Consider the following 21,180-nt stretch of genomic DNA (forward strand, 5'->3'; position numbering starts at 1 on the left):
CCGGTGTGGAGGTATCCGATACCATGGTCCATGGCGGGCCATATCCGGCATCGACCAACTTTGGCGCGACTTCGGTCGGGACCATGGCCATCCGTCGTTTCCTGCGCCCGGTTTGTTATCAGAACATCCCGACCGACGTGCTGCCGGCAGACATCGCGTAACGGCATTTTGATCATGATGCAGCCCGGCCCGAAGTGGTCGGGCAAACCCACGGAGACGAAGCATGAGTGATTATGTCCTGAGCAGTGCGACGCGCGACAAGTTCAAGAAACTAATATTTTAATATTACAAGTTTTTCGTCTCTGAAAAAGTTGATCAGTTGATGGTTTGACCAATTCAGCGCCGACTGTCATTTAGAGCCATTCAAAGATTAATTAATTAGAATAGAGATCAAAAAGAACAGGTTAGCTGTTTTGCAGGCATTCGAAAAATAGCAGCTATTGGTAATCGCCTTAACCAGCTAAAGGTTGAATTTCTTCTCACAAACAATCTTTACTTGACAGTGTTGCGGCTGGTGCTGCTTTACGAACTTTTGAGAGACATTTTCATTCCGTAAATTTTCGGAATTTCTTGAAAAAATCACCTCAGTTGAGCTCTCCACTCGACCCAAACACAAGAATACGCATTGATTTTATTGAATTATTTCCTGCCTCAAAATCTGTTTCACCTAGTGAGTGGGAGTTCGATTCTCCCCGGGGGCACCATCGCTTTATCTCAAAATTTAGAATGACAAAGATTGCCAGTTTGGTGAGACAGGCCGATCGGCTGCGTGTTTTGCCGGAGCGGTAACCGATCATTTTACACTCTGGGTGGATCGGATTCCGCTCCAGTCTCTTCATTTTGTCTAGGTTTTTCACCACTTTTGATTGGCATTATAATTGCTGTTCTCTGAGTCCTTATCAACTTAGGGGGGGTGCAAAAAGCAAAAATGCTTGTCTCTGCATCCATGATGCTTGGTCTTATCGGCGCAATCGGTACCGCTTCGGCTGATGACCGGTTCACATCACCGTTTGGACCTGATGATCAAATCGGGGCTGCGAACTATCTGACTTCGGAAATAACACTTGCAGCCAGCAAGCTGATTTCCGAAGGCAAGGTCTATTCACTGGGGATGGAAGTTTCACGTGATACGCCGGCCTTTGCACCACGTGGTGTCGCTGTGACGGTTTTCTCGCCCGGACAAAGCGGTAACAAAACAATCGGCAGCAATGCGGGAACCTATAACGATGACATGTTCACCGGCTGGCTCGGTGTCGGGACACAGATTGATGGTCTGGGTCATCTGGGTGATCATCATACCTATTATAATAATAACCACGCCGAAGACATGGTCGCAGCCACCGGCCTGACCAAGCTTGGCATTGAAAACGTGCCACCAATGGCAACGCGTGGAGTCTTGCTGGACGTTGCTGCGATCAAGGGGACTGATCGTCTTGAAGGCGGCTATGTCATCACCCTTGAGGACATCATGGCGGCTCAAAAAGCGGCCGGTACCGAAATTCGCAAGGGAGATGTGGTTCTGATCCATACCGGATGGCTTGATTTGGTCGGGAAGGACAATGAGCTTTACGGAACGACCGAACCGGGCCTTGGTCTGGAAGCAGCGGAATGGTTGGCAAATCAGGGTGTTGTCGCCGTTGGTGCCGATACATGGGGGCTTGAAGCTGTTCCCCATGAAGATCCCAGTGCTTTCTTCCCGGTCCATGTGAAGCTTCTGGCAGAAAACGGTGTCTATATTCTTGAAAATATCGTCACGAGGGACTTGGCCGCAGACCGGGCACACGAGTTCCTGTTCGTTCTCGGGCAGGCCAAGCTCAAGGGCGCTGTACAGATGATCATCAACCCGGTTGCCATTCGCTAAGCCGGTCTGATCATTTTGATAACTTTAGAACCGGCGGCCAAGCGACCAAACAGGCCGCCGGTTCTTGTGCCACGATACAAACCGAAGTTTGCAGACGGGCAAATTAATAAACGCTGCGATAAATCGCCTCGATCTCCTTGGCGGTCATGTCGCGCGGATTGCTGTCGATCAGGCGATGGATTTTTGTAAAGACCTCCTCGGCCATTTCCGGCAGGGACTCTTCGGTGACGCCAAGATCGCGCAGGCGGATTTCAAGGCCGCTGGCCGGGACCATTTCTTCAATCCGTTTGACGAACGCCTCGGCGGCGGCGTCTTCGCTGTCGAAATCGACCCCTTCGATCAGGCACGGGGCGAGTTCGGCATACAGCTTTTTCGCGGCTGGCAGGTTAAAGCGGATCACCTGCGCCATGACCAGCGCATTGGCATGACCATGCGGGATGTGGAAGCGTGCGCCCAGCGGATAGGCCAATCCATGAATGGCGGCAACCGATGCATTGGCAAACGCCATCCCGGCAATCAGCGATCCCTGCAACATGGCAGCGCGTGCTTCCTTGTCACCCGGATTTTCAATCACCTTCATCAGGTTCTTGCCAAGCAGCGAAAGGGCGGTGACCGCCATGCCATCGGCAATCGGGTTTTTACGTGTGCGGCTGGTATAGCCTTCGATCGCATGGACCATGGCATCAAGGCCGGTGGCCGCTGTGACCTTTTGCGGCAGGCCATAGGTCAGTTCCGCATCAAGAAGGGCGATATCGGGCATCAGTTGCGGGGTGTAGACAACCTGTTTGAGGTGGTCGTTATCGGTAATCACCGACACCCATGTAACTTCCGATCCGGTCCCGGCGGTGGTCGGGATCTGGATCAACGGCAGGCGATCACCGCTTGCCTTGTCCACCCCATAGATTTCTTCGATGGTCTGATCGCTTTTGGCGAGCAATGCAACCAGCTTCGCACTATCAAGCGAGCTGCCGCCGCCAAGACCGATTACGCCATCCGCCTTCCAGTCACGTGCCCTCGCAATGGCGGCTTCGACGATTTTCTGGGGCGGGTCGGCTTCGACGTCAGAAAAGACCTGAACCGCGATACCGACGGCCTCAAGCGCATCTTGCGCCTTTTGCGCAAAGCCCAGTTTGACGATGCCGGGATCGCAGACAATGGTGACACGGCTGGCGCCGAGTTCCTTCATCAGGCTGCCGGTCTTGGCAATGCCACCGGCTTCGCAGACGATGCGCGGCGCACTTCGGAACATGAAACTCATGATGTGTCTCCTTATCCGGGATCAGTTGGCATTCCCGGCGAGACCGCCGAGGCACATATATTTAATCTCGACGAAATCATCGACGCCGTATTTTGACCCTTCGCGGCCGATGCCGGATTCCTTGACCCCGCCAAACGGTGCTGATTCGGTCGAAATGATGCCTTCGTTGATGCCGACGATGCCGTATTCAAGCGCCTCGCCAACCCGCCAGATGCGGCCGATATCACGGGCATAGAAATAGGCCGCCAGACCAAATGGCGTGTCATTGGCCATCCGAATGGCGTCTTCTTCACTGCTGAATTTGAACAACGGCGCGACCGGGCCAAAGATTTCTTCGGAGAAAATCCGCATATCCGACGTAACCCCGGTCAGAATGGTCGGGGTAAAGAAGTTGCTGTCGGGCTTGGCCCGATCACCACCCAGAACAGCCTTTGCCCCACGAGAAACCGCGTCTTCGACCAGTGCTTCGACCTTTTCGATTGCCTTCGCATTGATCAGCGGACCTTGGGTAACTCCTTCTTCGGTGCCCAAACCCACGCGCAGTTTACCAACGGCCTCGGCCAGTTTGGCGGCAAAGACGTCATAGACACCTTCCTGAACCAGAATGCGGTTGGCACAGACACAGGTCTGCCCGGCATTGCGGTATTTCGAGGCAATTGCGCCTGCAACCGCCGCATCCAGATCGGCATCGTCAAAGACAATAAACGGCGCGTTACCGCCAAGCTCCAGGCTGACTTTTTTGACGGTATCAGAACATTGACGCATCAAAAGTTTGCCAACTTGGGTGGAGCCGGTGAAGGACAGTTTGCGCACGATCGGGTTGGCAGTCAGTTCACCACCGATTTCAGCACCGTGTGATGCGGTGACGATATTGATTACGCCATCGGGGAACCCGGCGCGTTTGGCCAGTTCGACCAGTGCAAGCGCGGTCAGCGGGGTATCTTCTGCCGGTTTGATGACCACCGTGCAACCCGCGGCAAGGGCCGGGGCACATTTGCGCGTGATCATGGCCATCGGGAAGTTCCATGGCGTGATCGCGGCAACAACACCAATCGGCTGTTTGACGGTGATGATGCGTTTGTCCGCCCCATGCGACGGGATAACATCGCCATAAATGCGTTTGCCTTCTTCGGCAAACCATTCAAGGAAGGACGCACCATAGGCGACTTCGCCGGATGCCTCTGCCAGGGGTTTGCCCTGTTCGCGGGTCATCAGCAATGCAAGGTCGGCCTGGGCCGCCATGCAGAGTTCAAACCATTTGCGCAGCACATTTGCGCGTTCCTTGGCGGTTTTGGCTCGCCATGCCGGAAGGGCGGCATTGGCGGCATCAATCGCACGGCGGGTTTCGGCGGCACCCATATCGGGCACATCGGCAAGATGTTCGCCGGTGGCCGGGTCAACAACCGCAAAGGTCTTGCCGCTGTCGGATGCGACCCATTGGCCGTCAATATGCCCCTTGGTTTGCCAAAGGCCAGTATCATTTAGCTGGATGGTCATGGTGGCTATTCCTTTTCGTTACAGCACGGCGGCATAGATCGCGCGTGCGGCGTCGAACGTCATTTCACGCGGATTGTTGATCAAAAGGCGTTCCACCTTCATCGCATCGGTTGCCAGCATGTCGAGATCGCTTTCCGCCACGCCGACTTCGCGCAAGGTGCGGCTGAACGGCATGCGTTCGACCATGTCGGTCATGAAAGTAATGAAGCGATCACAGGCAGCATCGTCATTTGCGAACTTTTCATCCGGCAGAATGGCGCGGGCGAGTTCGGCGTATTGAGATACGGCCGCATCCCGGTTGAATTTCAAAACTTCGATCAGGACCAGCGCATTACTGTGTCCATGCGGAACATGGAAATGCCCGCCTAGAGGATAGGCAAGGGCATGAACAGCCGCCACCGGGGCATTGGCAAAGGCCATTCCGGCCAGCATGGACCCCTGAAGCATGGCTTCACGCGCTTCGCGTGACGGGGTGGCAGAAACCGCATCATCGATATGGGCGGTCATCAGCTGCATCGCGCGGATGGCAAGTCCGTCCGACAGGGGGTTTTTCTTGTGCTTGGTGGTGTAGGCCTCGATGGCGTGCACCATGGCATCAATGCCGGTCATGCCCGTGATCGGGGCCGGAAGGCCCATGGTCAGTTTGGCATCAAGCAGTGCGACATCGGGATAAAGCAGGCTGGACACGACACCCTTTTTCTCGTGCGTCGGTGTGGTGACAATCGAAATCGGGGTGACTTCCGAACCGGTACCAGCCGTGGTCGGCACCTGAATAAGCGGCAGGCGCGGACCCGTCGCCAGACCGATGCCATAGATCTCGTCAAGTTTCTGATCCTTGCCACACAGAAGGGCGACCAGTTTTGCGGTATCAAGCGATGACCCGCCACCTAGGCCGATGACGATATCGGCCTTGTAGTCACGGGCACCTTTGACCGAGGCAAGAATGCTTTCTTCGGGCGGATCTGCCTGAACATCAGTCCATAGCAGGGTTTCAATCCCGGCTTCTTTAAGTGCTGCGTAAGGGGCGTCGATCAGACCAACCTTCTGCAAGCCCGGATCGGACAGGAGAACGGCGCGTTTCGCGCCGAACTCCTTGCACAGGGTGCCGAGTTGCAAGGCACCGTCGAACTCGCAGATGACGCGAGGGGTGGTTTCAAACACAAAGTCTGACATGGGGAACCTCGTCTTTTGACTTGTCTGTTGTGGTGGCTGTCATTGGGATCAGGCGGTTTCCTGTTCAGCCTTGGAAACGGTGCCACGTTCGATGCGATAACTGCCCGCCACCAAATCGGCAGAGTGGGTGTCATCGGACTCAGAAATCAGGACACAAAGGCCACTGCTGCCGAGATCGGAAATGACTTCCGACAAACGGCGTGACAGCACCGGTGCGACCCCTTCGAACGGTTCATCAAGCAACAGAAGATTACGACCGGGCATCAATGCACGCCCGAGCGAGACCAGTTTCTGCTGACCACCGGAAAGTTGCAGCGCACGGCGATCCCGGAACTGGGCGATTTCGGGCAGCAGGTCATAGACCCATTTCAACCGTTCCGCAGCGTCTGCAATACCGTTGGTCCAGGCCGGAAGAAGAATGTTTTCCTCGACCGTCAGTGACGGGATCAGACGGCGATCTTCGGGCATATAGCTGATGCCGGTTTTGGCACGGGCGAAATCAGGCTGCTTGCGCAGGTCCTGACCATCAAAGGTGATGGTGCCCTGATCTGCATCCAGAAGGCCCATGATGGCGCGCATCAGGGTGGTCTTGCCCGCCCCGTTATGGCCGATCAGGCCAAACATCTTGCCGGACGGTACTGAAAGCGAGACATCACGCAGGATCGGAATATTGCCGATCGAAACATCGAGATTGCGAATTTCCAGGGTCATGATGCGCCATTCCCTTGTTTGATGGTGGGACGATGGCCGGTCACAAGATCGCGGACCTGCTGATCGGCGAGAACTGCCGCAGGTTCGCCATCGGCAATGATTTCGCCGCTATAGAACGCCAGAACGCGCGAGACATAGCGTTCGACCACATCCATGTCATGTTCGACAAACAGAACGGTAACGCCATGCTGACGCACGGCGTTCATGACCGTATCCATCAGGCCGGTTTTTTCATCCATGCTGACGCCGCTGGTTGGCTCATCAAGCAACAGCATCTGTGGATTGCCGATCAATGCCATAGCGATATCAACCAGTTTACGTGCCCCCTGCGGGACGGCGGTCACCATTGAATCGCGATAGTTTGCGACACCGAATTCCTTGAGGATTTCCTCAGCCCTTGCGATGCGTGCATCGCTGCGAAGCGGGCTTAGGAAACTCGGTCGGGCGCTTTCGGCCGCAGCCAGCGCAACAATCAGATTGTCGAGCACGGTCATTCCCGGGAACAGCTGCGCAACCTGGAAGGAACGCGCCATTCCAGCACGTGTGATGGCACGCGGAGAATGCCCCATGATGGACTTGCCATTAAATAGGATCTCGCCCCGGGTCGGCTTGAGATAACCCGTCACCATGTTGATGAAGGTCGTCTTGCCGGCTCCGTTGGAGCCGATCACACCAACGACTTCACCCTTGTTGATCTGAACGTTCAAATCCTTTGCGGCGATGACCGCGCCGAATTCCTTGTTCAGTGAACGTGTTTCAAGAATGCAGGTCATGTCCGTTCTCCTGTTTTTTCACGGCTGACCAGGCTCCACAGCCCTTTGGGCAGGAAGATAATGACCGCAAGCAGCGTGAAACCGAGGATCATCTGCCAGGTATGAGGTACGAATTCGATGGCGTATGTCCGCACGAACGAGAAGACGATGGCAGCAATAAATGGTGCAGCCACGTGGCCCAAACCACCCAAAAGCGCGATGAAGACAAATTCGCCCGACGTGGTCCAATAGGCCATCTCCGGATCAACGTGGCCGGTCGCCAGGGCCGTCAGACCGCCACCAAGGGCCGATACCGCCGCCGCAGCAACATAGTTGCCATAAAGCAACCAGCGCGGTGACAGACCGAGATATTCAACACGGACTTCATTTTCGCGAACAGCTTCGCAAATGACGCCAATGCCTGCCTTGGTGTAACGATGGATCAGAACTGCAACGATCAGACCGGCAATGACAGTCATGGTAAAGACGGTGTGCTGGCTGCCAGCACCGGCTTCGGGAGCCCAGCCGAACAGGGTCCAGTGATGAACGTTAAAGCCGTCCGTACTTCCCAGTTCCTGGCTTTTGACAAGGATGCCAAACAGGATCATCGAAAATGCCAGCGACAGCATGGCAAAAAAGATTTCGCGATAGCGCGTTAGTAACAGACCCAACAGCATTGCGATGATAATCGCGACAAACATGCCAAGTGACAGGGCGGCAACCGCATCATGAATGCCAAAGAACTGGCCGCCCATGCCGACAGTATAGCCGCCGATGCAATAGAAAAGCCCCTGGCCGAAGGATACAAGGCCGGAACGCATCTGCATGACGACACCCTGCACGACAAGTGCCTTGGCCAGTGCGATGGTCAAAAGGAAGATCAGCCAACCCGGCGAAACGAAGCCGAACAGAACGCAGCCAAGCGCGATCAGCCCGAGCGAGATTTCAGTTTTATCAAGACGCATGTCAGATTTTCCTCGCCAAAGTACGGCCAAACAGGCCTTCGGGACGGAACGCCAGAACCAGCGACATCACGCCATAAATGACGAATAGTTCGAATTCAGGAGCGTAGTGAACAGCGGCCGCACGACTCAGTCCGACCAGAAGGGCGCCGACTGCAGCACCACCAATGCTGCCAAGGCCGCCAATCACCACCACAGCAAAGGCCAGAACAATCACTTCAATACCTATGCCCGGTACTACCGAGATCGCAGGTGCGGTCAATGCACCGGCAAGTGCGCCCAGCGTGGTGCCCAGAACAAAGGTGATGGTGAACATCAGCTTCACGTTTACGCCCATGGCAACCGCGATTTCGCGGTCATGGATCACCGCACGCAGGACTTTGCCCTGGTTGGTGCGTTCAAGCCATGCCCACAGGCCAAGCCCAAGAAGTGCGGATACTCCGACCAGGGCGACGTCGTAATTTGAAACCTTAAGCAAACCGAGCGAAGTGCGCCCAAGTTCGGAATAAGGCTGGTATGCGAAATACGGGCTGACACCCCAGACGATTTTCATACCGTCTTCAAGGATCAGAAGAAGGGCATAGGTAATGATCACCATCAGGATTTCGTCGCGGCCATACATGAGGCGCAGCAATCCGCGTTCGATAATCACACCGACAATCAGGCCGGCAACCAGCGCGGCACCAACAAGCATCAAATAACTGACCCATGCCGGGCCGATGCCGTTGTTGAAATACCAGCCAACCAGTGACGCTGCTGAATAGGCGCCGATGGCATAAAAGCTGCCATGCGCCATGTTCAGGATGCGCATCACCCCGTAAATCACGGTCAGGCCGGCAGCCACAAGAAACAGCCACGATGCATAGATCGAGCCATCAATCAGGACGGCAAGAAGACTTGTCATCACAAATATCCAGTGTGCAGGGAAAGGGGCGGACATCCCAAGGGAAAAGGGATGCCCGCTGGATCAGGAAGCTCAGTGAAACAGAGCGTGCAGCTTAGTTACACTTCGCGCCCGGGAAGCCGTCTGCGATCCAGTCCGCAGCCGCAACACCTTCGGGCGGAGTTACGCATTCGCCATCAAACGAAACAGCGTTCTTGATTGATGCAACGCCGTCTTCGTAGTGATATTCACCATAGGTAATACCCTGCATGGCCTGATGGCCATTGCCGCGCGCCATCTCAACCGTACCTGAAACCGATTCAAAGGTTGCACCTTTCATCGCAGCAGAAAGTTGCTCTGCTGACGGGATTTCCTTGTCGGCGACACCGGCGTTCTCGGCGGCATATTTCAGACCAAGGATCGCCTGTGCCATCTTGGTTGCCGGATAGACAGGCTCAATGTCATAGGCGTTTTGATAGACACCCTTGAACCAGGTGTTCAGTTCGTTATCCGGGGCAAACTGGCCGAACGGGCCACGAGCACCGATGATCATGCCGTTCGGGGCCTGATCTTTGTAGGTGGCAAACGATGCTTCGCCGCAAGTCAGAAGACCGGTTGCATCTTCAAGCAGGCCACGGGCATTTGCCTGAAGAACCAGTGCTTCCATGTCGCCACCCCAGAAGGAGCTGTGAACGATTTCCGGGCGCTTCACGGACAGGGCAGAGATTTCTGCGCCGTACTGGCCCTGATAGATTTTCGGGAACTGTTCTTCGACGATTTCGGCTTCGGGCAGGAGCGCAGATGCGGCCGCGGTGAAGTCAGCCCAGCTGTCCTGACCCCACGAATAGTTCTGCTGGATGCCTGCAAGACGGGTAACGTCCGGGCGGGTCGCGGCCAGATAACGAACTGCGCCGATATTATCGACCGATGCGTCAAGACCGGTCCGGAACATGTATTGTGCATCCGGGTTATCGGCAAACAGACGGGGAGTACCGCAATCATATGCGATGGTGAAGGTTTTCAGTTCTTCGGCAACTGGTGCGATTGCCAGGCAGTCGCCCGACGAAACATAGCCAATGACAGCATCGACTTTTTGCCGCTGAACAAGGTTGCGGTATTCTTCAACCTGCTTGGTCGCACCGCCAGCCTCGTCGATGATGACGGCTTCGATTTCGGCGCCATTGATACCGATCTTGTCGTACGGCGCTGGCAGGTTGCCCTTGTTCAGTTCTTCAACAAGAACCTTGGCGGCATTAGCCGACGGAACGCCGAACGGGCCAGCTGCCGGACCGGACAGGAAGGTCACGATCCCGACGCGGAATTTGCCGTTTTCAGCGGCCGATGCAGAACCGGCTGCGCCTGCTGCAAGGGCAAGCGCTGCGACGCCCGATACAAGATGTTTGCTGAATTTTGATTTATTGTTCTTCACTATTTCCTCCCTTGGGAAAGGTCATGGAGTTGGCGGTGGAACTGCCTCCGACCCGCCTGCCACGGCATCGCGGCGACGTTTGACCATCTCTTTGGATGGCTTGAGGTCTTCGGCATCGTAGATCGCCCAATTCCCGACCATCAGTTTCGATGGTGGAAAGTCTTCGTTGTGGACGACCGTGCCCACGGCTTGCGCCTGGACAATCTGGTGAGTTTCGGGATCGATGTAGGATGCAAAGCCCGGCGGATCTTCGGGCAGGGCCAGTTGCAATCCTTCAAGGGCGGTAATCAGCGCGCGGTCATCATCCACGCCGCCTGCCTTTTCAATGGCGCGTGCAATGGCGATGATCCCGGTATAGGCGCCTTCGGCCGCATAAGTCGGATAACGCCCGGTCATGTCGTGAAACTGTTTTACGAACCGCTTGTTCCGGCCCGTTTCGGGCCAGTTATTGTGATGGCGAGCCGAAAGGATCAATCCCGGATAGGGTTGATCACCAAGGGCCATCATCACATCATAATTGGCGCCTGTGTCGAAATTGGCCAGACGGGTGGTTTCAAAGAACCGGGTTGAGGCTGCCTGTTTGATAAAGGCGATGAAATCCCCGCCCCAAAGGGCGGTTACGACCACGTCGGCTTTTGCTGATTGCAGGGCATTGATGTAGATCGAATAGTCCGGCTCATAGAGCTTAGGCCACAGGTCGCCGACGGTTTCATATTCGACACCCAATTCATCAAGGGCAAGTTGCAGATCCGTCCAGGAAACATGGCCGTAATCATAATCCGGTCCGACAAAGGCAAGACGTTTCCACCCGGTTTCCTTTTGCAGATCACGTAAATAACGGGCACCGGCTGCCATCGATGTCCAGCTGTCATTGGTGACGCGGAAGTAATAATCGTGGCCTGCCTCGATGCTTAGCCGTGATGATGCATGATCGGTTCCGACCATAATGACTTTTTCAGTCCGGGCCAGGTCGCTTACGGCGTGGGCAACACCAGATGACACTATGCCGCAGAAGAATTTGGCATTGTCATTGGTGATAAAATCCTGCGCCAGACGAACCGCATAGGATGCCTTTGATCGCGGATCATCTGCGATGACGCGAAGATTGGGTACATCAAGGCCGGATTTGGCTTCGGCTTCAAGGTCCTGAAGTGCGATTTTGATTCCGGAAATACTGTCGCGGCCATATGTGGCCGACCGTCCGGTCATTGGGTACAAACAGCCGATGACAGCATCTGCGTTCTGTGCAGATGCGCCCAGCTCAAAACGTTCTGCCTGTGCGGTATTGGCCGCAAACAGTGCGAACGTGGCTACAATAATGGTGATGCACCCGGAAACCGGGTGTTTGAGCATCTCCATGACTTTCCTCCCTGCGAATGGTTGTTCCATTCGCGTTTGTACCTTTGTCTCGCTATTCCGCAAAGGCTGTGCCAGTTGCGAAATTTCGGCGCAAAGTCAGGAAAGCCGCGCGATTGACCGTTTTGGGCCAAAATCATGGAGCGGTCTTGAGCGCGAATTTGAGCGTTAGGCGCTCAAACAGTAAAACACCCTTGAGCGGAAACCGCTCAAGGGTGCGTCGAAAATGCTTCGGGTTGGGGATAAGTTATTGCAGGCCCAGCCGTTGCAGACGACGTTTCAGGGCATGACGTGAAATACCAAGTATTTCTGCCGCACGGCCTTTGTGACCGTCGGCCTGAGCAAGCGCATCTTGGACCAGATGACGCTCGGTATTGTCCATGCGGTCCTGCAATTGCGCATTACCATCCGAAACTACGGCATGCAGATCATCCGGGTTATCATCCGTGACGTGGAATTCAGCCGGCAGTAGGTCCGGCGAAATCTGTTTGGACGGATAAAGAATGGTCAGACGCTCAATCAGGTTTTTAAGCTCGCGCACATTGCCACGCCAGCGATGATGGCGTAGCAGTTCAAGGGTCGCATCGTCAAAGTGGATCGGATGGCAACCTTCAGCTTTGGCCTGATGATCGGCGAAATGATCGACCAAACTGATAATGTCCTCGCCGCGGTGGCGCAGCGCGGGAATATCAATGGTGATGACGTTCAGTCGGTAAAACAGGTCTTCACGGAAATTTCCCTGACGGACTTCTTCCGCAAGGTCGCGGTTGGTCGCGGCAATCACCCGCACATCAGCCGATGCGGAATGCTCGCTTCCTACCGGGCGATAGTCTCCGTTTTCAAGGAAGTGCAGAAACTTCGCCTGTAGGGCCAGGGGCAATTCGCCGATTTCATCGAGAAACAGACTGCCGCCATCAGCAAGCCGGACAAGGCCGGTACGTTTCTGATGCGCTCCGGTGTAGGAGCCCTTTTCCGCACCAAACAATTCGCTTTCAATCAGCTGTTCTGGCAGCGCGGCACAGTTGACTTCGATAAAGGCGTTTGAAGCGCGCGGGCTTTCGCCGTGAATGGCGCGCGCAACCAGCGCCTTGCCAGTCCCGGACTCCCCTTGCAGCAGGATACGGCTGGCACTGCTTTGTGCAACGCGGCCGATTGTCGTGCGCAATTCGCGCATCGGCGCACATTCACCGATCAGTCCGTTGGTCGGGACATTGCGCTTGCGGTGGTAATCAAGCTCAAGTGCAGTGCGGTTTTGATCAAGGGTAGTGTTGATCGTATGGATCAACTCATCGAGTTCAAACGGCTTGCTAAGGTAATCCGCCGCACCGAGTTTGACGGCTTTCACCGCCGCACGGGTATCGCCATGAGCCGAAATCATGATGATGGGCACGTCGATATCAAGTTTGCGGATGCTATCAAGCACCTCCATTCCATCCGCACCGGGCAGGCGCAGATCAAGCAGGATGATATCGAATTTGTTTTCACGGACTTGCAGAAACGCATATTCTCCGGAATGGACGCCGGTGACATCCATGCCTTCGGTGCGAAGCGCAAAGCTTAGCGATCGGACGAATGATTCCTCATCATCAACGATCAGAATCCTGATCTTGCGGAGCATTTTTCGATGTTTCCTCCTTTGAAGTTTCCGGTTTCGTTGCCGGGAACTTCAATGTGATTGTCGTGCCCTCTTGCGGGGCACTTTCAATATTGATGGTACCGTTATTTGATTCGACCAGTTGTTGACTGATTGTCAGCCCAAGTCCGGTTCCTTTGCTTTTCATGGTAAAAAATGGCTGCACGACGTCAAGCAAATGCTCTTTGGGGATGCCGGCACCATCGTCGGTGATGCGTATTTCTACCTGGTCCTTGTGGCGTTCTGCTCGCAGGCTAACCGTGCCGTCGGGCTGGCATGCCTGAATGGCGTTGATCCCGATATTAAGCAGGATCTGTAACATCTGATCCGGGTCGACAAAGATCGTCAGACGGGAATCGCCACTGGTATAAAATCGGACATGAGCCTCTTTTGCGACCGGGATCAGTACCCGCGATGATTGGCGGAACAAATCACGTATTTCTGTTACCTGGGGGCATGCTTCCCCCGGTCGGCCATAGGCCAGAAGGTCATTCACCACGCGTGACAGGCGATCAATCTGATGACCCATATCATCCAGAAGCGTCTTGCGCTCTCCATCAGGTTCCTTGCGAACAAGGGCCTGAACAGTGGTTTTCATGGTGGCCAGAGGATTGCGGACTTCATGGGCAACGCCGGTGGCAAACTGGCCCAGAACGGCAAGCTTTTCAGCCCGCACCGTACGATCAATCAGGTCTTTAAGTTGCCAGGCCATGGTGTTGAAGGCCTTGGCGACTGTGCTGATTTCATCGCGCCGGCGACCTTCGGGCAGACGATAATAGAGATCACCCGACGCAATACTATGTGCCCCCTGAACAAGCGTATCGACCCGTCGACGCAGGCTGCGTGACAAGGCAAAAAAGATTGCCAGTATAACCACAATGATTACGGCCGCAGTCACCGCGAGCCAGAAACGCGTTTCGTCAATAGGTTGCAGGATAGTGCCCGGTCTAACACTCATCACAAGGTTCCAGCCCGGAAGGATGCTTGGACCTTCGATCAGCTCGCCATTGACTTCGGTGGGGCGTCCGGTTGCATCAAGAACAATGCCACCCGGCGTGCGCAAAAGCGGATCAATCACGCCCGATACCCCGGCACTTGCCAACAGTTCAGTCAGTGATGCCAAACGGACATGCAGGCCGACAGAGGTGTTCTGCCCCAAACCGGTATCACGGATGTGGGCCCGCATCAAAATCCAGCCGGAATTTCCATTCTCAGGCAATTTGGGACCGATGAATTCAATGCCTTCATGTTCGACCCGCGGAAGGCCGGAAATATCCCAGCCGTTTTTGGACCAGTATGGTGGACCCGATGCTGCTTGCCCGGCGACCAGTCGATCAAGATTATCGTACCAGTCAAAAAACAGGACACCATAAAGGTCGGGAGAATCCGCCTCGACCCGAAGCAGGGTCAGAGCTTCTTCGGCCTGTGGAGAGTTTGGGGCCTCAATGAATGCGGGCATGGCTGGATGGTTTGACAATGTTACCAGCTGATAGATGCGCGTATCGAGAAAAGCGGAGAGCTTGTTTGACGTAGCCGCGACCTGCGCGCTAAGTCTCTCCCCAGTAAGCCGGTCAATCAGTTCGTTGGAAAAACGTTGGTAGAACAGGCTAAGGGCAAGTAGTGCGCATACAACAACGCCTACCGATAGCAATGTATATCGGCCCACGAGGCTCAGACGTTGATTTCGTGACCAATGAAAACCGGACACAAACGGGCTCCCTTACGCTGAATACTCAACGTTTATATTTTATGATGACAGTTCTGACGTAAATGGTGCATGGCAGCAAGTCAAAGCTAGTTGTGTTTGACTCTAAAGCCGGCCAGCATACGAAAAACGCCCTCGGCGTGCCGGGGCGTTTTTGTTTGGATGTGTGCGTGATCAGAACACGACGCTTGGCAGCCAGCGCGCCAGTGATGGCCACAGCCAGATGACGAAGATGCCAAAGACCTGAAGTGCGATAAATGGCACGACACCCTTGTAGATCTGACCGGTGGTGATTTCCGGCGGGGCGGCACTGCGCAGGTAAAAGAGCGAGAAGCCAAATGGCGGGGTCAGGAATGATGTCTGCAGGTTGATGGCAATCAGGATCGCCAGCCACACCGGATCATGGCCCATCATGATCAAGCCCGGCGCAATCAGCGGCAACAGGATCACCGTGATTTCAACGAAATCAAGGAAGAAACCAAGGATAAAGATCAGTGCCATGCAAAACAGGAGCGCTCCGGTCGGTCCACCTGGCATGGCTTCAAGGATTTCGGCCACATGGTCCTCGCCTCCCAGTCCGATAAACACCAGCGAGAACATGCTGGCGGTCAGAATGGTGGCAAAGATCATCGATGTTACCGTCATGGTCGATGTCAGGGCCGATTTCAGGATATCTGCCTTCCACGCCTGACGCAGGCAGGCAAAGATCGCAGCAATGCCAATGATTGCCAGCACCACATAAACCCCGCCTAGCATATAATCGACACCGGTAAGGTCACTGCGCTGGAAACGCACCGGGGCAATCCCCGCCATCACGGCAAGAACCAGAAGCGATATCGTCCCGGCAAGCACCAGTGTGCGATTGGCCCCCTGACGGGCACCGGCCATCAGGATCGCACCAATTGCGCCCACCGATGCGGCCTCGGTCGGGGTGGCAACCCCGCCAAGGATCGCGCCCAGAACTGCAATGATCAAAAGGATCGGCGGTAAAACAGCGCGGAAAACCTCGCCGATATCGGGGCGGCCATCATCGCTATGCACTGGCGGCATGTCATCGGGGCGAAACACCCCGCGCAGCAGGATATAAAGGATGTAAATCGCCACCAGCGTCAGGCCCGGCACCAGCGCACCGGCAAAAATCTGACCAACCGAAATGGTTTCGATGGTGAATTTTCCCTGTTCATACTGGGCCTGCTGATAGGCCGATGACATGACGTCAGACAGAATGATCAAAAGCGTCGAAGGCGGGATAATCTGGCCCAGCGTCCCGGCCGTACAGACAAGCCCCGATGCCAGTTTCGGGTTGTATCCCGTGCGCAACATGGTCGGAAGCGCTATCATGCCCATGGCAATCACTGTCGCGCCGACAATCCCGGTCGATGCCGCAAGCAACGCGCCAACCAGAACGACCGAAATGCCAAGTCCGCCGCGCAGCTGACCAAACAGACGGCCCATGGTATGAAGCAGATCTTCGGCAATGCGTGACCGTTCAAGGATCACACCCATCACGACAAACAGCGGAATGGCGATCAGAACATCATTGGTCAGCGTCCCGAATACCCGCTGCCCGAATGCACCCATCAGCCCGATATTCATCGCATCGGTGGCCCAGCCGATATAACCGAAAATGATCGCCACACCGGCGATCGAAAACGAAACGGGGAAACCCAGAAGGATACAGCCCATCAGGGCGGCGAACATCAAAAGATCAAGATATTCCATCAGCTTTGCGCACCCTGATCGTCAACATCATCGCGCAGGGCAATGATCTGCCTGAGCAAACAGGCAACCGACTGAATAATCAAAAGAATACAAAATGCGGGGATCAGGGATTTCAAAAGCCACACGGCCGGAATGCCGCCCACCGAAATCGCCCCTTCCATCATCGAGATCGAATTGATCACGGACGGCCATGTCCAGTATAGCAGCGCCATCATCGACGGAATGGCAAGAATGGTATAGCCGAATGCGTCAATGCGGGCCTTGGTGCGGTTTTCGGCCCCGGCATAGAAAATATCGACCCGCACATGCCCGTCGACCAAAAGCGTGTATCCCGCGCCAAGCATGAAAAGCCCGGCATGCAGGTACAGAACACTTTCATTCAGTGCAATTGAACTGAAACCGAAAACATAGCGCAGCAAAACCACGGCAAATTGCAAAAGAACCATGATCAGCGCAAACCAGCGCACTGTCATCCCGGTCCAGTGATTGATCAGATCAAGCCGATCAGCAAGGCGTTGCATCACATCCCCCCGGATACGAAAAGAACCGGCGCAAGGATCGGTATCCTTGCGCCGGGTATCATGTTTATCAGAAGCCGAGCACCTTGGCGCGTGCATTCATCTGACCGTTATCGGCATAGGTCATATAACCACCGATCAGATCACGATATGCGACAAAGCTTTCGGTGACCTTGCGGGTCAGGGCATCGTCGCTTTCGCGCAGTTCGGCAATGACTTCCGCACCGGCCTTGCCCATGGCTTCAACCACATCATCGGGAAGCATGCGGACCTTGACGTCCTGTTCTGCCACCAGTTTCTGCAACGCCATGGCGTGCTTGGTCTCGTACTCGGTCCAGACTTCGTTATAAAGACTGTCACAGGCAAACTTGACCACGGCCTTCAAATCGTCCGGAAGGTCGGCATATGCCTTGGCATTGACCGCGCATTCCTCGGCCGAGGACGGCTCGCCGACACCCGGCCAGTAATAGTTCTTGGCCACCTGATAGAAGCCAAGAGCGCTGTCGCTCCAGGGGCCGATGAATTCACCAGCATCAAGCGCACCGCTTTGCAGCGCCTGGAACATGTCGCGACCCCCCATGGCCTGAACGGCCATGCCCAGTTTCGAGCACATTTCAGACGCCAGACCGGTGGTCCGGAATTTGAGACCCTTAAGGTCGTCAACCGATTTGATTTCATTACGGAACCAGCCAGCCCATTGCGGGCCGGAGTTGCCGCACAGGAACGGCTTCAGACCGAACTGGCCATAGATTTCATCATAGAGTTCCTGACCGCCACCATGGGTCAGCCAGCCAACCTGCTCATCTGCACGCAGACCAAATGGCTGCGAACCGAACAGAAGGATGCCTTTGGATTTCGAACCCCAATAGGCCGGAACCGCGTGATAGATATCAGCCGTGCCTTCGGCAACCGCATCAAATACGCCATTGCCCGGTACAAGTTCACCGGCAGCATGCAGTTTGACCTCGATCCGGCCGCCCGAAAGGGTGGTGATGCGATCGGCCAGTTTCTGGGCTGCAACCCCCGGCCCGGGCAGGTTTTTCGGCCAAGCGGTAACCATGTTCCACTGGCGCTTGTCCTGTGCGATTGCCGGGGTGGCAAAGGTTGCCGCCGCCGCTGCACCCATGCCGGCAACACCGGCCGTCAGAAATTCACGTCTTTTCATGTTAAGGAGCCTCCTTGATTGAACCCTGAAAGGTTTTGAAGGGGCAATCGTCATTGCCCCCGCATTAAGGTTTTTGATTACTTGCCGAGAATACCGGGCAGGTTCAGCCCGTGTTCCCGTGCGCAATCCAGTGCAATGTCATATCCCGCATCGGCGTGACGCATCACACCGGTTGCCGGATCGTTCCAAAGGACGCGTTCAACCCTGCGTGCGGCATCTTCCGTGCCGTCACAGCAAATCACCATGCCGGAATGTTGCGAAAAGCCCATTCCGACACCGCCGCCATGATGCAACGAGACCCAGGTGGCCCCCGAAGCGGTATTAAGCAGCGCATTAAGCAACGGCCAGTCACTGACCGCATCCGAGCCATCTTTCATGGCTTCGGTTTCGCGGTTCGGGCTTGCGACCGATCCGCTGTCAAGATGGTCGCGACCGATCACTACCGGGGCTTTCAGTTCACCATTCTTGACCATCTCGTTAAATGCCAGACCCAGACGATGGCGCTGCCCCAGCCCGACCCAGCAGATACGTGCGGGCAGGCCCTGGAAGGAAATGCGATCACGCGCCATATCCAGCCAGTTATGAAGGTGTTTGTCGTCGGGGATCAGTTCCTTGACCTTCTGGTCGGTCTTGTAAATGTCTTCCGGATCACCCGAAAGGGCCGCCCAGCGGAACGGGCCGATGCCCTTGCAGAATAGCGGGCGGATATAGGCCGGAACAAAGCCCGGGAAGGCAAAGGCGTTTTCCAAGCCTTCTTCAAGCGCCATCTGGCGGATATTGTTGCCGTAATCCACGGTCGGAATACCGGCTTCGTGGAAGGCAACCATGGCTTCGACCTGAACGCGCATCGATGCGCGGGCGGCCTTGGCAACCGCCTTGGGATCGGATTCCTGTTTTTCGCGCCATTCGGCAACGGTCCAGCCTTGCGGCAGATACCCATGAACCGGGTCATGGGCCGATGTCTGGTCGGTGACGATATCGGGGCGAACGCCACGTTTGACCAGTTCCGGGAAGACGTCGGCCGCATTGCCGATCAGGGCAACCGATTTTGCCTCGCCCGCCTTGGTCCAGCGGTCGATCATTGCAAGCGCTTCGTCAAGGGAATGGGTTTTTTCATCAACATAGCGGGTACGCAGACGGAAATCGGCACGCGTTTCATCGCATTCAACCGCAAGACAGCACGCACCGGCCATCACGGCTGCCAGCGGCTGTGCGCCACCCATGCCGCCAAGACCACCGGTCAGGATCCATTTGCCCTTAAGGTTGCCGCCATAATGCTGACGACCGGCCTCGACAAAGGTTTCATAGGTGCCCTGAACAATGCCCTGTGACCCGATATAGATCCACGAACCGGCCGTCATCTGGCCATACATTGCCAGACCTTTTTTATCGAGTTCGTTGAAGTGATCCCAGTTTGCCCAATGCGGTACAAGGTTGGAGTTGGCAATCAGAACGCGCGGCGCATCCTTGTGGGTGCGGAAAACGCCAACCGGTTTGCCCGACTGCACCAGAAGGGTCTGGTCGTCTTGAAGTTCCTTGAGGCTGGCAACAATCTGGTCGAAATCCTTCCAGGTGCGCGCCGCGCGGCCAATACCGCCATATACCACCAGTTCGTGCGGATTTTCGGCAACGTCGGGATGCAGATTGTTCATCAGCATGCGCATCGGCGCTTCGGTCATCCAGCTTTTGGCGGTGATTTCGGTTCCGGTTGCCGGATAGATATCACGCTGGTTGTGACGCGGATTGTTGGTCATGACTTGCCTCTTAGTGATGGGGCCAAATCGGCCAGTGTCTTCAGAATGTCGGTAAGATGCGTGCGCAGTTTTGCCGCACGGCTTTGGTCATAGGCCCAGGGTGCTTCCTCGGCCGAAAGGTATGTCGACTGTGCCAGTTCCATCTGGATGGCGTGCTGATTGATGTCGGGGCGACCGTAATGGCGGGTGGTCCAGCCGCCTTTGAAACGCCCGTTCAAAACGGTGCTATATCCCTCGGCCTGCGAACAGATTTCGGACGTCAGGGTCTCAATCATCGGATCACATGTTGTGCCCAGATTGGTGCCGATATTGAAATCGGGCAGGGTACCGTCAAACAGGAACGGGATGTTTGACCGGATCGAATGGCAATCATACAGGATCGCCACACCATGTTTGGCGCGCACCCGTTCAAGTTCGGCTGCCAGTGCCGCGTGATAGGGGGCGTGGAAATTGGCCGCACGGGCGGCAATATCGGCCTCGGTCGGGGCAACATCCCAGATGTTTTCCCCATCAAAATCGGTCAGCGGCACCAGGGTCGTGGTGTTCTGACCGGGATAAAGACTGACGCCTTCGGGGTCGCGGTTGGCATCAATCACATAACGATGAAAGGTTGCACGAACCGTTGTGACATTATCGATCAGTCCGTCATAAAGCGTGTGGATATGCCAGTCGGTATCGGCGAGCTCGCGCCCGCGATCATTCAGTTTGGCGGCAATATCATCGGGAACATGGGTGCCGGTATGGGGCAGTCCCAGAACAATGGGGCCATCGCCGCGTTTGATTTCAACGGGATTGGTCATG

17 protein-coding genes and 1 pseudogene are annotated in these 21,180 nt (G+C 55.5%); 2 read left to right on the forward strand and 16 right to left on the reverse strand.

Annotation, left to right across the window (positions count from 1 at the left end):
- A pseudogene (locus AUQ42_RS15895) lies at positions 1–161 on the forward strand (aldehyde dehydrogenase (NADP(+))); the annotation flags it as partial.
- A 767-nt stretch (positions 162–928) separates the two neighbouring features.
- Complete coding sequence (locus AUQ42_RS06935) at positions 929–1,861, forward strand: cyclase family protein (RefSeq protein ID WP_068518367.1); 933 nt, start codon at positions 929–931, stop codon at positions 1,859–1,861.
- A 103-nt stretch (positions 1,862–1,964) separates the two neighbouring features.
- Here the strand turns inward: AUQ42_RS06935 and AUQ42_RS06940 are convergent, their stop codons facing one another.
- The 16 genes from AUQ42_RS06940 to hutG form a co-directional block, all read right to left on the reverse strand.
- The gene (locus tag AUQ42_RS06940) at positions 1,965–3,119 is read right to left on the reverse strand and encodes an iron-containing alcohol dehydrogenase (RefSeq protein WP_068518368.1); all 1,155 of its coding nucleotides are present in this window, start codon (positions 3,117–3,119) and stop codon (positions 1,965–1,967) included.
- Between the two features lie 21 nt (positions 3,120–3,140).
- Positions 3,141–4,616, reverse strand: coding sequence for an NAD-dependent succinate-semialdehyde dehydrogenase (locus AUQ42_RS06945; protein WP_197460801.1), 1,476 nt, complete (start codon positions 4,614–4,616; stop codon positions 3,141–3,143).
- An 18-nt stretch (positions 4,617–4,634) separates the two neighbouring features.
- Positions 4,635–5,789 carry an iron-containing alcohol dehydrogenase gene (locus AUQ42_RS06950; protein ID WP_068518369.1) on the reverse strand — a complete coding sequence of 385 codons (1,155 nt, stop codon included), beginning with the start codon at positions 5,787–5,789 and terminating at the stop codon, positions 4,635–4,637.
- Positions 5,790–5,837: 48 nt separating this feature from the next.
- Entirely contained in the window at positions 5,838–6,500 is a 663-nt protein-coding gene (locus AUQ42_RS06955) for an ABC transporter ATP-binding protein (protein ID WP_068518370.1), read from the reverse strand.
- Positions 6,497–7,273 (reverse strand): ABC transporter ATP-binding protein, encoded by a 777-nt coding sequence (locus AUQ42_RS06960; protein ID WP_068518371.1) that lies wholly within the window; start codon positions 7,271–7,273, stop codon positions 6,497–6,499. The genes AUQ42_RS06955 and AUQ42_RS06960 overlap by 4 nt, the downstream gene beginning before the upstream one ends.
- Entirely contained in the window at positions 7,270–8,217 is a 948-nt protein-coding gene (locus tag AUQ42_RS06965) for a branched-chain amino acid ABC transporter permease (RefSeq protein WP_068518372.1), read from the reverse strand. The genes AUQ42_RS06960 and AUQ42_RS06965 overlap by 4 nt, the downstream gene beginning before the upstream one ends.
- Before the next feature lies 1 nt (position 8,218).
- Positions 8,219–9,118, reverse strand: a complete 900-nt coding sequence (locus AUQ42_RS06970; RefSeq protein WP_068518373.1) for a branched-chain amino acid ABC transporter permease — start codon at positions 9,116–9,118, stop codon at positions 8,219–8,221.
- 94 nt (positions 9,119–9,212) lie between these two features.
- Positions 9,213–10,526, reverse strand: coding sequence for an ABC transporter substrate-binding protein (locus tag AUQ42_RS06975; RefSeq protein ID WP_068518374.1), 1,314 nt, complete (start codon positions 10,524–10,526; stop codon positions 9,213–9,215).
- 21 nt (positions 10,527–10,547) lie between these two features.
- Positions 10,548–11,885, reverse strand: coding sequence for an ABC transporter substrate-binding protein (locus AUQ42_RS06980; protein WP_068518375.1), 1,338 nt, complete (start codon positions 11,883–11,885; stop codon positions 10,548–10,550).
- Positions 11,886–12,129: 244 nt separating this feature from the next.
- Positions 12,130–13,500 (reverse strand): sigma-54 dependent transcriptional regulator, encoded by a 1,371-nt coding sequence (locus AUQ42_RS06985; RefSeq protein WP_068518376.1) that lies wholly within the window; start codon positions 13,498–13,500, stop codon positions 12,130–12,132.
- The gene (locus tag AUQ42_RS06990) at positions 13,469–14,974 is read right to left on the reverse strand and encodes a PAS domain-containing sensor histidine kinase (protein ID WP_231856704.1); all 1,506 of its coding nucleotides are present in this window, start codon (positions 14,972–14,974) and stop codon (positions 13,469–13,471) included. Before AUQ42_RS06990 ends, AUQ42_RS06985 begins: the two co-directional genes overlap by 32 nt.
- Positions 14,975–15,394: 420 nt before the next feature.
- Positions 15,395–16,942 carry a TRAP transporter large permease subunit gene (locus AUQ42_RS06995; protein ID WP_068518378.1) on the reverse strand — a complete coding sequence of 516 codons (1,548 nt, stop codon included), beginning with the start codon at positions 16,940–16,942 and terminating at the stop codon, positions 15,395–15,397.
- Complete coding sequence (locus tag AUQ42_RS07000; protein ID WP_068518379.1) at positions 16,942–17,463, reverse strand: TRAP transporter small permease subunit; 522 nt, start codon at positions 17,461–17,463, stop codon at positions 16,942–16,944. Before AUQ42_RS07000 ends, AUQ42_RS06995 begins: the two co-directional genes overlap by 1 nt.
- Before the next feature lie 67 nt (positions 17,464–17,530).
- On the reverse strand, positions 17,531–18,625 hold the full coding sequence (locus AUQ42_RS07005) for a TRAP transporter substrate-binding protein (RefSeq protein WP_068518380.1): 1,095 nt from the start codon (positions 18,623–18,625) through the stop codon (positions 17,531–17,533).
- Between the two features lie 77 nt (positions 18,626–18,702).
- On the reverse strand, positions 18,703–20,379 hold the full coding sequence (hutU, locus tag AUQ42_RS07010; RefSeq protein ID WP_068518381.1) for a urocanate hydratase: 1,677 nt from the start codon (positions 20,377–20,379) through the stop codon (positions 18,703–18,705).
- Complete coding sequence (gene hutG / locus AUQ42_RS07015) at positions 20,376–21,179, reverse strand: N-formylglutamate deformylase (RefSeq protein ID WP_068518382.1); 804 nt, start codon at positions 21,177–21,179, stop codon at positions 20,376–20,378. Before hutG ends, hutU begins: the two co-directional genes overlap by 4 nt.
- Position 21,180 lies beyond the last annotated feature (1 nt).

Source organism: Thalassospira sp. MCCC 1A02491 (assembly GCF_001613785.1).
GTDB classification, from domain to species: domain Bacteria; phylum Pseudomonadota; class Alphaproteobacteria; order Rhodospirillales; family Thalassospiraceae; genus Thalassospira; species Thalassospira povalilytica.